Consider the following 14338-nt stretch of genomic DNA (forward strand, 5'->3'; position numbering starts at 1 on the left):
CCCCGCTGGCAGGCGCCGTGCCGAACACCGCGACGCCGAACACCGCACCAGCGGACACGCCGGTGGTGGACGTCACGGCGGTGGGTCCGGCCGGCGGTACGCGCGTCGAGTCCGTCACACCGCGCGGCCCGTTGCCCTCCGAGGATGTCGGTAGCGGGCCTCCCCGCCCGGTCAGGGCGTTCGCGACGGTGACCGTCCTGGGCGTGCCCGACCCCGTCCCCGGCGGGAACGACGGGAATTCCGCTCACAGAAATGATCGCGGCAACGCCGTCGATCACGAAACCACCGGTCGCGAGAACACCGGCCGCGCGGCCGCCGGGCACGCCGACCGCAGGACCGCTGACCCCAGAGCCACCGGCCACAGCGCCGCCCAGCACGGTGCCCTCCAGTACGGTCCCACCCAGTACGGTCCCGCCGATCGCGGGAGCGGCGGCCAGGTCGAGCACACCGATCACCAGGCTGATCATCATGCCGATCACAAGGTCGCCGGCCACGGTGCCGCGGACGGTGTCACGCGGCTGGAAGGGCTGCCCGCGGGCCCCGAACTGCCCACCGTGCTCCCCGTCGACGCGTTCGAGCAGGCCGCGGTCGGCCTGGCGGACCGGGCCGAGACGCTCGCCGCGCAGGCCGACGACCTCCCGGCCGCCGAGCGAGCGCTTGAGCGGGTGCGTCAGGAGGAGACCCGGGCCGCGGCCGACCTGGCCGGCCACGCCGCCGGTGAACAGCTCGCCCGCACCCGGGCGCAGGAGTGCCGGGCCCGGGCCGAGCGGCAGCGGGCCGGCCTGCCACCGGAGCTACGGGACGTCGGGCGGCTGGCCGCCCGCCAGCGCGAGGTCGCCCAGTTCGCCGACGCCTACTCCGACTGCCACGCGGCCGCCTCAACCACGGCCCTGGCCGAGGAGGAGTACCGCCGCGCCGCGGCCGGCGCGAGCCACGACGCCCACGCCGCCGGCTTCCCGGACGTGGCCGCGGCCCAGGCAGCCTGCCGGGAGGAAGGCTGGATCGTCGACACCGAGGCGCGCCTGACAGCCCACCGCGACGACCTTGTCGGTGTGCGGTCCCATCTGGCCAGCCCCCAACTGGCCGTTGACCCGGACAGGCCGGCGCCGGTGGCCGAGCGGGAGGCGGACGCGCTCGCGGCCCGGCAGCGGCACGAAGCGGCGCTCACCGAAGCGGCGCGCGCCGACGACCGGGCCCGGCGGCTGTCCGACCTGGTGCCCGCGTTCGCCGCCGCGTTCGCCGCGGTACCGCCGCTGCGCGAGGCCGCGGAGGAACTGCGCGGCCTCGCCGAACTGGCCACGGGCCGTGGCGGCAACCGCCACGGCATGCCGCTGTCGAGCTTCGTCCTCGCCGCCCGTCTCGAGGAGGTCGCGACCGCGGCGAGCGGACGCCTGTCGGCGATGAGCGGCGGCCGGTTCACCCTCGTCCACGACAGCGGTGAGCGGCGGGACCGACGCCGGCGGGCCGGCCTCGGCCTGCTGGTCGAGGACGCCTGGACAGGTCGGCGGCGCGACACCGCCACCCTGTCCGGCGGGGAGACCTTCCAGGCCGCCCTGTCCCTGGCGCTGGGCCTCGCCGACGTGGTCACCGCCGAGTCCGGCGGCCAGGCGATGGACGCGCTGTTCATCGACGAGGGGTTCGGCAGCCTCGACCCGGACAGCCTGGAGGAGGTCATGAACGTCCTGGACAGCCTGCGCTCCGGTGGCCGGCTGGTCGGCATCGTCAGCCATGTCGCGGACCTGCGCCAACGCATCCCTACCCAGATCACCGTCATCAAACAGGCCAACGGCAGCCACGTACGCACCACCGTCTGAGCTGACTGACTGTTGGTACGGAAGCCGTAGGTGAAAACCGCTGTTGTCACGACCTTTTCCACCTACGGCGGCGGCAGCCGTAGGTGGAAAACGTCATAGTGACGACGGTTTCTGCCTACGGCTTCCGTTGGAGGAGCACGATGTCGTCGCGGTGGACGATCTCCCGTTCGTAGGAGGAGCCGAGTTCCGCGGCCAGGTCGAACGTCGAGCGGCCCAGCATCCCGGGCAGCTCCGCGGCGTCGTAGGCAACCAGCCCGCGGGCGACCGGCTGGCCGGACGGGTCGACCAGGTCCACCGGGTCACCGGCGGCGAAGTCGCCGTCGACCTTGGTGACCCCGGCCGGCAGCAGCGACACCCGCCGGTCCACGATCGCGTTCACCGCCCCGTCGTCGAGGAACAGCCTGCCCTGCGGGGTGGTCGCGTGCTCCAGCCACAGCAGCCGGGACGCCCGCCGCGGGCCGCTCGGGTGGAACACCGTCCCCACCTCCGCCCCGGCGATGGCGGCGGCGGCGTTCGCCGCCGAGGTGATCAGCGTCGTGACCCCGCCCGAGGCCGCCATCCGAGCAGCGTCGATCTTGGTTGCCATGCCGCCGACGCCCACGCCGGCGCTGCCGGTGCCCCGGGTGCCGACCCCCTCGAGGTCGGCGTCGCTCCGGACCTCGCGGATCATGGTGGCCGAGCCGCGCCGGGGGTTGGCGTCGTAGACGCCGTCCACGTCCGAGAGCAGGACCAGCAGGTCCGCGGACACCAGATGCGCGACGATCGCGGCGAGGCGGTCGTTGTCCCCGACCCGGATCTCCTGGGTGGCCACCGCGTCGTTCTCGTTGACGATGGGGACCACGCCGAGTTCCAGCAACCGGTCGAGGGTGGTCCGGGCGTTGTGGTAGTGGGTGCGGCGCACCACGTCGGTGGCGGTGAGCAGCACCTGGCCGACCTGGTGGCCGGCGCGTCCGAACGCGGTCGCGTACCGGTGCACCAGCATGCTCTGCCCGACGCTGGCCGCGGCCTGCAAGGTTGCCAGGTCCCGGGGGCGGCGGGTCAGGCCCAGCGGCGCGAGCCCGGCGGCGATGGCTCCCGAGGAAACCAGTACCAGCCGGCCGGCCCGCGGCAGGAGCGCCCGGACCAGGACGTCGACGCGGTCGCCGTCGATACCGCCGGCCGCGGTGGTCAGCGACGACGAGCCGACCTTCACCACGACCCGGTCGGCCCGCAGCACGAAATCACGGACGGTCACGCTCTGACCTCGTCCGCCAGGCCTCCGGGTCCGTCGGGGCCGCCGAGGAGGCCGGAGCTGTCATGGCTGTCGATGCCATCAGGGGTGTCCGGGCCGTGCGGGTCGGCGTTCCGGGCTGCGAAGGCCTCGCGGTCGCGGGCCCGGCGGGCGAGCCGCTGCGCACGGGTCAGCCGGGTGGAGGTGACCAGTCGGTCGTCGCTGCCCCGCGGGCCGAGGGTCGACTCCGCCCCGGCCGCCCCACCTTCATGATCATCGACGATCCGGCCGCCGTGGCGGCTCAGCTGCGGTTCCCAGTCGAAAGTGACATCACCGATGGTGACTGCCACGCCGGACTCCGCGCCCAGCCGGGCAAGTTCGGCCTCCACCCCCAGCCGGGCGAGGCGGTCGGCGAGGAAACCGATCGCCTCGTCGTTGCTGAAGTCGGTCTGCCGGACCCAGCGCAGCGGCTTGGCACCGGTCACGACGAACCCGTCGTCCTGCGCACGCACGGCGAAGTCGGGTTCGTCGACCGCGCGGGGCCGGATGATCACCCGCTGGAACGCCTGCGGCGGCCGCGCGGCCCGATGCTCGGCGACCCGTTCGGCCAGCGCGAGCGAGAGCGCCCGCACGCCTTCCCGGGTCGCGCTGCTCACGGCGAAGACGTCCAGCCCACGGGCGGTGAGCTCGGAGGTGACCAGCTCCGCCAGCTCACGGGCATCCGGGACATCGATCTTGTTGAGGACGACGGCCCGTGGCCGGTCGGACAGGTCCGTCGAGTAGGCCACGAGCTCGGCCTCGATCACGTCGAGATCGGTCAGGGGGTCGCGACCGGGTTCGAGGGTGGCGCAGTCCAGCACGTGGACGATGAGCGAGCAGCGTTCGATATGGCGCAGGAACTCCAGGCCGAGCCCACGCCCGGTGCTCGCGCCGGGTATGAGGCCCGGGACGTCGGCCACCGTGTACGGGGCGTTGTCGCCGGCCTGTACCACGCCGAGATTGGGTACCAGCGTCGTGAACGGGTAGTCAGCGATCTTCGGCCGGGCGGCGCTGAGCACCGACACCAGCGAGGACTTGCCAGCGCTGGGGAAACCGACCAGCGCCACGTCCGCGACGGTCTTGAGCTCGAGGACGGCGTCCAGCTGCTCCCCCGGCTCCCCGAGTTCCGCGAACCCGGGGGCTTTGCGCCGGGTGGAGGCAAGCGCTGCGTTGCCACGCCCACCGCGCCCGCCGCGGGCGACGACCACCGAACTACCAGCGCCGACAAGATCGGCGATCTGCTCGCCGTCCGGCCGCAGGACGACGGTGCCGTCCGGTACGGGCAGGACAAGGTCGGCGCCGTCGGCGCCGTGCCGGTTGGAGCCCTGGCCGGGCCGTCCACCAGAGGCCCGCTGGTGCGGGTGGAAGTGGAAGTCCAGCAGGGTGGTCACGTCCGGGTCGACCCGGACGATGACATCACCGCCCCGGCCGCCGTTGCCGCCGTCCGGCCCGCCGAGCGGCTTGAACTTCTCCCGGTGGACCGACGCGCAGCCATGCCCGCCATCACCCGCGGTGACGTGAAGGATGACGCGGTCAACGAAGGTGGGCACCGCACCGCTGCCTTCCTCAACCGCGGCCGACCGGCAACACCCGCCTGGATCAGGCGGACAGAAGCTCCTCGGCGGGTATGACGTTGACGACCCGACGTCCCCGCCGGGTACCGAACTGGACATGCCCGGCGGCCAGCGCGAACAGCGTGTCGTCGCCACCGCGGCCGACCTGCCCACCGGGGTGGAAGTGTGTGCCACGCTGCCGGACGATGATCTCGCCGGCGTTGACATACTGGCCGCCGAAACGCTTCACACCGAGACGCTGGGCGTTCGAGTCGCGGCCGTTGCGCGACGAGCTCGCGCCCTTCTTGTGCGCCATGTCGCTTCAGGCCTTCCCGGGCTCGATACCGGTCACCCGCAGCCGGGTCAGCTTCTGGCGGTGACCCTGCCGCTTGTGGTAGCCGGTCTTGTTCTTGAATTTGTGGATCCTGATCTTGGGACCCTTGACGATCTCGACGACCTCGGCGGTCACCTCGACGGACGCGAGCGCGTCCCTGTCGTGGGTCACCACGTCGCCGTCGACAAGCAGAAGCGCGGGCAGACTGACGGCCGCACCCGGCTCGCCCGGAACGAGCTCGACGTCGACGACATCGCCGACGGCGACCTTGTGCTGCTTGCCGCCGCTGGCCACGACCGCGTACACCGGTTCTCCTTGCTGAAGTCGGACGGGCATTGGAGCACCCGAGGACGGGGCGGCCCGACCGCTGATCGGACACCGCCACCCTCAGGGGCTCTGACTGGCGCGGCAGAACACCCCGCGCCCGGCCCTGATTGCACTACCTTAACACCGCTGGCCAACCACACCGCCGCTGGCCAGGACACGCCGCTGGCCAGAACACCGCCGGCCAGCCATTGATCAACCATCTGACCAACCACACCGACGCCGACGGCCGACGTGAACCGCCACGACGTTACCACCATGCCGGCCAGCCCCCGCAGCGGCACATACCGGCCCGCACGACAGGCCCGTGGCGCAAGGCGCCCACACCCACCCAGCAGGCGCATCCGGCCATGGCACGGATGAGCCATGGCGTCCCGCTCACCGGCACGCAACCATCGACGCTGGAGAGGGCTGCCCGGGCCGACCGGCAGCCGACACGACAGCTCCAGCCAGACGGGGGTGCACGGTGGGGTGGGTCACGGTGGGGTGGGTGGGGTGGCAGGTCGTGATCTGGGGCGCTGGTGCCGTGACGGTCACTGCCGTCCTGACCGCCGGCTGGCCGCTGCTGACCGCGGCCCACGCCACGGACCCGCCGCGACGGTCGGCGACGATCGCGGCGTCCACTGTCGTCATCACGACCGTGGCCGGGATGGCCGTCAACGACCTGGTCGGTCTTCCCGCCGCGTTCCGCGCCCTGTGGGCGCTGGGTACGGCGGGCGCCGCGTGCTGGTTTGCGGTACAGGCCCGCGGGCTGGCCACGACCGGCGGCTTCGCCGCAAGGACCGGGACTGGGAAGGCTGGGAAGGCCGAAAAGACCGACGGTGACCCCGACGGGGACGCCCTCTGCGCCCAGGACGACGTCGTCCAGGCACTGGTGGTCGCCGCCTACGCCCTGCAGATGGGGGACAACCACCGTGCCAGCGACGCCGTCGACGGCGCGCTCCAGCGGTCCCGGGCAGCCTTGGACGCGCTGCTACGCGAACGCCAACGGGGTGACTTCGTCCGGCGGGAGCCGGTGCGGTCGTACCGGACGGTGGCGGACGTGTCCGCCGCCCGGCACTGAAACCGGCACCAGAACCGACGCCGAGACCGGCGCTGGAAGCAGCCGGCAGCGGGCTCCCCGCCGACGGCGGGNGCCAGCAAGCAGCCAGGATCCCGCGATGGGCGGCCGGTCAGCTCTCGCGTGCCGCGCCCCCGACCGTCTCCAGATCACCCGACGTGCTCTCCTGGGGTGGCGCGACAGCCCGTGAGGCACGCCGGCGGCCGGCGCGCGCTCCCGATGAACGGGATCCGTTCGATGACGGGCCCGAGCCATTGGCCACGCCGTCGTGGCCGGCCGTGTCACGCACGGCATCGTCACGAGCGGCATCGTCACGCACGGCATCGTCACGCACGGCATCGTCACGCACGGCCCTGTCACGAGCGGCCCTGCCACGAGCGGCCCTGGTGCCGGGAGCTGCGCCGCCAGGAGCCGCGGTGTCGGGAGCGGCCGGCACGGCGTCGGCCGGGGCGTCGGCCGGGGCGGCCCCGGGCGCCTGGGCATCCGGAGTGGCGGCGCCCGATGCCGCGCCGGCCGTTGCCACCGCGTCTGCCGCCACTGGATCTGCCACCACCGGATCTGCCGCCGCGGTGCCTGTTGCCGCGCCTGCCGCCACGGCATCCGATGTCGTGCTGCCGGTCGACGGCGGCGCCGGCACCGGCGGGTCGGCCGGTACGCTCCGCGCGGGCGCGGACGCGCCGTCCAGGTGCAGGATCACCCCACGCCCGCCGCAGTGCGTACACGGCTCGCTGTATGCCTCCAGCAGTCCCTGACCGACCCGTTTGCGGGTCATCTGCACCAGCCCGAGGCTGGTCACCTCCGCGACCTGGTGACGGGTGCGGTCCCGGCCGAGGCACTCCGTCAGGCGCCGCAGGACGAGTTCGCGGTTGCTCTCCAGCACCATGTCGATGAAGTCGATGACGATGATCCCGCCGATGTCCCTCAGCCGGAGCTGACGGACGATCTCCTCGGCGGCCTCGAGGTTGTTCTTGGTGACCGTCTCCTCGAGGTTGCCGCCCTTGCCGGTGAACTTGCCGGTGTTGACGTCGATGACCGTCATGGCCTCGGTACGGTCGATCACCAGGGAGCCGCCCGAGGGCAGCCAGACCTTGCGCTCCAGTGCCTTGGCAAGCTGTTCGTCGACCCGGTACTCGTCGAAGACGTCGACCGGGCCGGCCTGCCGGCGGACCCGGTCACGCAGGTCCGGCGCCACCATGTCGACGTAGTCCTCGATCATCGTGGCTTCTCCCGCTCCCTGCACGACCAACTCGGCGAAGTCCTCGTTGAAGATGTCCCGAATCACCCTGATCACAAGGTCGGGCTCACCGTAGAGCAGCGCCGGGGCGGTGGCCTTCGTCGCCTTGCGGCAGATGTCCTCCCACTGGGCCGACAGGCGAGCGACGTCCCGGGCAAGCTCCTGCTCGCTGGCGCCCTCGGCCGCGGTCCGGACGATCACCCCCCCGTTCTCTGGAGTGATCTTCTTCAGGATCGCCTTCAGGCGGGCACGCTCGGTGTCCGGAAGCTTACGGCTGATCCCGGCGTTCTGTCCGTCCGGCACGTAGACCAGGTAGCGGCCGGGGAGACTGACCTGGCTGGTCAGCCGCGCCCCCTTGTGACCGATCGGGTCCTTGCTGACCTGGACGACGATCGACTGGCCGGACTTCAGCACCTGTTCGATCTTGCGGGGCCGTCCGTCGAGCCCGCTGGCGTCGTAGTTGACCTCACCGGCGTACAGGACGGCGTTGCGCCCCTTGCCGATGTCGACGAACGCTGCCTCCATGCTGGCGAGCACGTTCTGGACCCGGCCGAGGTAGACGTTGCCCGCGTACGACCAGGAACTGGCCCGGGTGACGAAGTGCTCGACAAGCACCCCGTCCTCAAGTACCGCGATCTGAGTGCGGTCGCCGGCGTTACGGACGATCATGCGCCGTTCGACCGCTTCCCGGCGGGCGAGGAACTCGGCCTCGGTGACGATCGGCGGACGGCGCCGACCGCTGTCCCGGCCCTCCCGCCGGCGCTGCCGCTTGGCCTCCAGCCGGGTCGAGCCGCTGACCCCGCGGACCTCGTTCGCGCCACGGACCTCGTCGTCGCGGGTCCGTCCCTCGCGCACGTGTACGACCGTCACCGGCGGGTCGTCAGGCGCGCCGTCGTCGACGAGCGCGGCACCGTCCCGTCGGCGCCGACGGCGCCGACGGCGCGAGCTGCCCGGCAGCCCTTCCTCCTCCTCGAGGGCTGCGCCGGCCGGACCGGTCTGCCCGGACCGGGACTGCTCGGACTCGTCGGACTCCGCCGGTTCCCGGTCCGCCGCCGATCGTGGGTCGTCAGCCCCGGAGCGGCCGGAATCGGCCGTGCTGTCCAGGCCGCTTTCGTCAGAACGGCCGCGCGCCCCGCTGAAGGCTGCGGTGTCCAGCTCGTCGATGTTGTCGGTCTCCTCGTCGGCGCGAGCCCGGCCGCGGCCGCGCCGGCCGCGGCGGCGCCGGCGCGTCGAAGCGCTGTCGCCGCTGTCGTCGGCCGCCGGATCCGTCGCCGTCGGCGCGTCGGCATCGGTGTATCCGGCGAGCTCCAGCTCAGGTTCGTGCTCGGGATCGTCGTCGACGCCCGAACCGGTACCGACGGCCGGCCGCGGTTCGGGCTGCGCGTACCGCCGGTCTCCACCGGTACCGACGGGCCGGCCGCGGCGGTGGACGCCCCACCGGAGCCGTTCGCGGCGTCCCCGTTCACCCTGTCGGCACCGAACGCGGAGCCGAACGAGAAGGTGTCGGCGCTGGTCGGCGAGGACTCGCGGCGGCGGCGCTGCACCAGCTCGATCGCGGCGGGCTCGGGCGCCTGGAAGGTCACCGCCGTGACCGCTCGGCCACGGCGTGGCCGTGGCTGCGCGGCCGGGGCGATGTCGCCGGTCACCGGCGTCCGCGGTCCGCCGGTCCGCGCGGCCACGGAACCGCTAAGATCAGACCGGGAAAGATCAGATTCGGACGCGGCCGGCCACGACCGGTCGGAACCGGTGGGCTGGACAGCCGTCACCCGCGTTGCCGGCGGCTCTGTTGCCGACGGCTCTGTTGCCGGCAACGGCGACAACTCTGCCGGCGATGACTCCGCCGGTGGTGTTGACGGCGCCGTCGTCGACGGCACGGCTGCCGGTTCCGGCGGATCGGTTCTCGCGGTGGCCGGCTCGCTGGCCACGTCGCTGACGGCTACCGGCTCGTCCGGCGACGACGACGTACCGGACGACTCGGTCGTGGCAGGTGACTCGGTCGGGACCTCCGCGCTGATGTCGACGGCGGTTTCGGCCCCGTCTCCGGTCAGGATCTCGGGCGGGGGTCCGGCTGATCGTCCGGCAGCGCGCCGCCGTCTCGGTGCTGGACGCGTGGTAGGTGTCTCATCGGAGCCTGTGAAAATGTCTTCGGGCACGGGTTATGAAGCCTCTCGGGGTCCCCGGGCGCGCTGCTGTCACAGTCGCGACCGCTCAGGAACCACTGTCTCGGTCCGGCGGCGTACCACCGGCGAATCCTGCGACACCCTGCATCACGCATCGATTCGGCCGACCAGCCGTTCCGCGTCGTCGCGGTCCGGCATGAGCGGATCCGCCACGGTGCCATCCGCCAGCAGCCGACCTTGCCCGAGCCGTAGCGGTTCGGGTGGTACTGACGGCCGGAGGCCGGCGACCACACAGAGGGCGGTCAGCATGTCGTCGGGTCGTACGGCGGGCGTCGTGTGCCGCACAACCGTATCCAGTATCGCACACGTGTCGTTCTCCGCACGGCAAACCATCAAGACCACTGCCTGACGGGCATCGAAGCGCCGATGTCCGTCCTTGGTGACCCGCTCCACCTCGACCAGGTCACGGGCGAGCAGCGCCTCGACGGCGGCGGCCAGCGCGGTGGGCGCGACACCTGGCAACCGGATCCACCAGTGCGACGCGTCCACCAGCTCCGCCAGCGGTGTCGCGGTCGCCGGCGCGCAGGCCACCACGTCCAGCCCGGCCGGCAGGGCCGCGTCCAGCACCTCCCCCAGCGCCCGGGGCTGGCGATGGTCGGCCAGGGCGAGCTCGACGTACTCGGCCTCGCTGGCGGCGCCCGTGGGGGCGGCGCCCAACCAGGAGATGCGCGGATGTGGGCTGAAGCCCGCGGAGTACGCCATCGGGACGTCCGCGCGCCGCAGGGCACGCTCGAAGGTCCGTGCGACGTCCCGGTGGGACAGAAAACGCAGCCGCCCCCGCTTGGCGAACCGCACCCGCACCCGCGCGACGACCGGTGGCGGGGGCGGGCCCTCAGGACGCCGCGGCATCGGCCGACCTGCCGGGGCTACCCGAACCGCTGGGGCCGCTGGAACCGCCGGGCCGGCTCGGCCCGGTCGACACGAGCGGCAGGAGGATCCGGCCGGTCGGGCCGATCTGGGTCTGCGTGCCCATGGTCGGGCAGACCCCGCAGTCGTAGCAGGGAGTCCAGCGGCAGTCGTCCAGTTCGGCCCCGCGCAGCGCCTCCTGCCAGTCCGACCACAGCCAGTCACGGTCGAGGCCGGAGTCCAGGTGGTCCCAGGGCAGTACCTCGCGCTCGTCGCGCTCACGGGTGGTGAACCAGTCGAGGGAGACCCCCAACGGCTCCAGCACCTCGACGCAGGCCTTCTCCCAACGCTCGAAGGAGAAGTGCTCACTCCATCCGTCGAACCGGCCACCGTCGCGCCATACCCGTTCGATCACCGCGCCAACCCGGCGGTCACCGCGGGCGAGCAGGCCCTCGATCATGCCCGGACGGCCGTCGTGGTAGCGGAAACCGATCGCCCGCCCCACCTCCCGGTCGCCGCGAATGGCGTCGCGCAGCAGCCGCAGCCGGGCGTCGGTGACCTCGTGGGAGGCCTGGGCCGCCCACTGGAACGGCGTGTGCGCCTTGGGCACGAAGCCGCCGATCGACACCGTGCAGCGGATGTCGCGGTGCCCGCTGGCCCGCCGCCCGGCCCTGATCACCTCGCGGGCGAGGCCCGCGATCGCCAGCACGTCCTCGTCGGTCTCGGTGGGCAGGCCGCACATGAAGTACAGCTTCACCTGCCGCCAGCCCTGGGCGTAGGCGGTGCTGACCGTGCGGATCAGGTCCTCCTCGCTGACCATCTTGTTGATGACCCTGCGCAGCCGTTCGGACCCGCCTTCCGGAGCGAAAGTCAGCCCGCTGCGACGGCCGTTGCGGGAGAACTCGTTGGCCAGCGTGACGTTGAACGCGTCCACCCGGGTCGAGGGCAGGCTGAGCGAGGTGTGGGTGCCCTCGTACCGGTCGGCCAGGCCCTTGGCGATCTCACCGATCTCGGTGTGGTCGGCGCTGGACAGCGACAGCAGCCCGACCTCGGTGAATCCGGAGGCCGCCAGGCCCTGGGCGACCATCTCGCCGATGGTGTCGATACTGCGCTCCCGGACCGGACGGGTGATCATCCCGGCCTGACAGAAGCGGCAGCCACGCGTGCAGCCGCGGAATATCTCCACGCTCATCCGCTCGTGGACGGTCTCCGCCAGCGGAACCAGCGGCGCCTTCGGGTACGGCCAGGCATCCAGGTTGCTCACGGTGTGCTTGGCCGGCCGGGCCGGCACCCCGGGACGGTTCGGGGTGACCGCGCGGATCCGGCCGTCCGGCCGGTAGTCCACGTCGTAGAAGGACGGCACGTAGACCAGCCCGCGCCGGGCCAGCCGCATGAGCAGCTCCGTCCGCCCGCCGGGACGCGCGGCGGTCTTGAAGGCACGGACGACGTCGGTGATCTCCAGGACCGCCTGCTCACCGTCGCCGAGGACGACCGCGTCGACGAAGGCCGTGATCGGCTCGGGGTTGAACGCCGCGTGCCCACCCGCGATGACGATCGGATGCCGCTCGTCCCGGTCGGTGGCGTACAGCGGGATGCCCGCGAGGTCCAGGGCGGTCAGCAGGTTGGTGTAACCGAGCTCTGTGGCGAAGCTCACCCCCAGCAGGTCGAAGTCACCGACCGCGCGGTGGGCGTCCACGGTGAACTGGGGGATGCCGTGCTCGCGCAGCAGCTCCTCCAGGTCCGACCAGACCGAGTAGGTGCGTTCGGCCAGGACGTCCGGCTGCTCGTTGAGGATCTCGTAGAGGATCTGGACGCCCTGGTTGGGAAGGCCGACCTCGTAGGCGTCGGGATACATCAGGCACCAGCGAACCAGCGCGTCATCCCAGGGCTTGACCTGGGAATTTCCTTCGCCGCCGAGGTAGCGCACGGGTTTGCGGACCCGCGGCAACAACGGTTCCAGGCGAGGGAACAGCGACTGTCCGGACATGTCCGCGAGCCTACGGCACACACGCCGGCCAGCACATGGTCACCGGCCGCCGACCGATCGACGGACAATCAATGGACAACCGACGGACGACCGACGGGCACGACCGACGGCCGGTGAGCCCGACTGGCCGCGAGCCCGTCGGACCCGCCCTACCAGGCGACTGCACCGGCCCTATCGGGCGACTACAAGGCATAGGGGCGCTACAGGGCGTAGGGGTCTGAACGGGATCGGAGCCGGACGTTCTGCAACAGGCCGACCGCCAGCAGGTTCGCGAACATCGACGACCCTCCGTAGGACAGGAACGGCAGGGGCAGCCCCGTCACCGGCATGACCCCCAGGGTCATCCCGATGTTGACGAACATCTGGAACGCGAACCAGCACACCACCCCAGTAGCGATCATCGTCCCGAAGGTGTCGCCGGAGTCGAACGCGATCGACAACGCCCGCCACAGCACCACGCCGAGCAGCACCAGGGCCCCGCCGGCGCCGAGAAAACCCAACTCCTCCCCGGCGACCGTGAAGACGAAGTCGGTCTGCTGCTCGGGCACGAACTGGCCCTGGGTCTGCGTCCCGCTGAACAGGCCGCGGCCGGTCAGGCCGCCGTTGGCGATCGCCGTCATGGCCTGGTCGACGTTGTAGCCGGTCGACGAGGTGTTCTGGTTGTCCCGGACGAACTCGGTCAGGCGCGCCTCCTGGTACGGCTTGAGCAGATGGAACTGCAGGATGGCCGCGCCGAAGAGGACCCCGCACAGGATGAGCCCGATCACCCATCGGCTCGGGGCGCCGCTGACCGCGAGCATGCCGAGAATGACGAACACGAACACCATGACGGTGCCGAAGTCCGGCTGCATCATGATGAGTGCCATCGGCACGGCCGCCAGCGCGAGCACCAGAATGACGTCCTGGTGGCCGGGGTTGAGCCGGATACCGGTGTCGCGGTCGTCGTGTTTCTCCCCGAGAATCATCGCCATCCCGAGGATGAGTGCCACCTTGGCGAATTCCGAGGGCTGCAGCTGGAAACCGGCCGGCAGGACGATCCAGGAGTGTGCCCCGTTTATCGTCGAGCCCACCAGCAGAACGGCGACCAGACCGAGCAGTGATCCCAGGTACACGAACGGCGCATATGCCCGCAGAATGCGATAGTCGACGAGGGTCGCCACGCCCGCGAGTACCAGCCCGATGGCCAGGTTGAGCAGGTGGCGCTTGAGGAATATCTGTGGGTCGCCACCGCTCTCGGTCTCGCGCTGCCGGGTGGCGGACCATACCAGCAGCGCCCCGAGCACCGCCAGCATGATCACGGAGATCTGCAGCGGCCAGTCCAGCCGGCGCAGCGGGGAGTGCCGGCCCGACGCCCGGTCTCGCAGCTGGCCGATCCTGCCGCGCGGTGGAACCGGGGACGAACGCAGGGCCGTCGGGCTCGTCATGAACCCTCCATCCATGATCGCCGATAGAAGAGCGGGTGACCCGGGGGCCCTCGACGTCAGCCGGAACCAGCGCTGGCGGGAGCCCCGGGGCTCGGGGGGACGTCGGGTGGCCCGCGGACGGAGGCGGTCACCGCGCCTGTGACGGCCGCGGGCGCCACGGCCGCATGGACGGCGGTCCCACCCACGGGGGCCGGGCCGGCGGCCACGGCAGCGATCCTCTGAACCGACACGTCCTGGACCGTGCTATCCGGGATGCTGGCGCCCAGGATGGTGGTACCCGGGATGGCGGCCGGCGCCGACGCGGTACCGCTGGCAGTCGCACCGGCGGCGGCC

The 14338-nt window shown here is 72.0% G+C and carries 10 protein-coding genes and 1 pseudogene; 2 read left to right on the forward strand and 9 right to left on the reverse strand.

Features of this window, described 5'->3' with window-relative positions:
* Window positions 1-188: 188 nt before the first annotated feature.
* Window positions 189-1814 carry an SbcC/MukB-like Walker B domain-containing protein gene (locus FrCorBMG51_RS28125; RefSeq protein ID WP_052914545.1) on the forward strand — a complete coding sequence of 542 codons (1626 nt, stop codon included), beginning with the start codon at window positions 189-191 and terminating at the stop codon, window positions 1812-1814.
* Between the two features lie 115 nt (window positions 1815-1929).
* Here FrCorBMG51_RS28125 and proB read toward each other — a convergent pair whose 3' ends face one another.
* From proB to rplU, 4 genes are read right to left on the reverse strand one after another with little or no spacing between them, the layout of a single operon-like run.
* Window positions 1930-3048 (reverse strand): glutamate 5-kinase, encoded by a 1119-nt coding sequence (gene proB, locus FrCorBMG51_RS10565; RefSeq protein ID WP_047222876.1) that lies wholly within the window; start codon window positions 3046-3048, stop codon window positions 1930-1932.
* Window positions 3045-4613 (reverse strand): GTPase ObgE, encoded by a 1569-nt coding sequence (obgE, locus tag FrCorBMG51_RS10570; protein ID WP_086055375.1) that lies wholly within the window; start codon window positions 4611-4613, stop codon window positions 3045-3047. Before obgE ends, proB begins: the two co-directional genes overlap by 4 nt.
* A gap of 49 nt (window positions 4614-4662) precedes the next feature.
* Window positions 4663-4932, reverse strand: a complete 270-nt coding sequence (rpmA, locus tag FrCorBMG51_RS10575; protein WP_047222877.1) for a 50S ribosomal protein L27 — start codon at window positions 4930-4932, stop codon at window positions 4663-4665.
* Window positions 4933-4938: 6 nt separating this feature from the next.
* Window positions 4939-5256, reverse strand: a complete 318-nt coding sequence (gene rplU, locus FrCorBMG51_RS10580; protein ID WP_013872957.1) for a 50S ribosomal protein L21 — start codon at window positions 5254-5256, stop codon at window positions 4939-4941.
* 484 nt (window positions 5257-5740) lie between these two features.
* Here rplU and FrCorBMG51_RS10585 point away from each other — a divergent pair, with 484 nt between their 5' ends.
* Window positions 5741-6337, forward strand: coding sequence for a hypothetical protein (locus FrCorBMG51_RS10585; protein WP_076843183.1), 597 nt, complete (start codon window positions 5741-5743; stop codon window positions 6335-6337).
* 109 nt (window positions 6338-6446) lie between these two features.
* Here FrCorBMG51_RS10585 and FrCorBMG51_RS10590 read toward each other — a convergent pair whose 3' ends face one another.
* From FrCorBMG51_RS10590 to FrCorBMG51_RS31045, 5 genes and pseudogenes are all read right to left on the reverse strand, one after another.
* Window positions 6447-8438: an Rne/Rng family ribonuclease gene (locus FrCorBMG51_RS10590; RefSeq protein WP_052914546.1), complete on the reverse strand. Its 1992-nt coding sequence runs from the start codon at window positions 8436-8438 to the stop codon at window positions 6447-6449.
* Window positions 8439-9835: 1397 nt separating this feature from the next.
* Window positions 9836-10597, reverse strand: coding sequence for a TIGR03936 family radical SAM-associated protein (locus FrCorBMG51_RS10595; protein ID WP_047222879.1), 762 nt, complete (start codon window positions 10595-10597; stop codon window positions 9836-9838).
* The gene (locus FrCorBMG51_RS10600) at window positions 10581-12581 is read right to left on the reverse strand and encodes a TIGR03960 family B12-binding radical SAM protein (RefSeq protein WP_047223006.1); all 2001 of its coding nucleotides are present in this window, start codon (window positions 12579-12581) and stop codon (window positions 10581-10583) included. Before FrCorBMG51_RS10600 ends, FrCorBMG51_RS10595 begins: the two co-directional genes overlap by 17 nt.
* Window positions 12582-12781: 200 nt before the next feature.
* Window positions 12782-14005: a rod shape-determining protein RodA gene (gene rodA / locus FrCorBMG51_RS10605; RefSeq protein ID WP_047222880.1), complete on the reverse strand. Its 1224-nt coding sequence runs from the start codon at window positions 14003-14005 to the stop codon at window positions 12782-12784.
* Between the two features lie 56 nt (window positions 14006-14061).
* Window positions 14062-14338, reverse strand: a pseudogene (locus tag FrCorBMG51_RS31045) (penicillin-binding protein 2); the annotation flags it as partial.

This window comes from Protofrankia coriariae (genome assembly GCF_001017755.1).
Classification (GTDB): Bacteria; Actinomycetota; Actinomycetes; order Frankiales; family Frankiaceae; genus Protofrankia; species Protofrankia coriariae.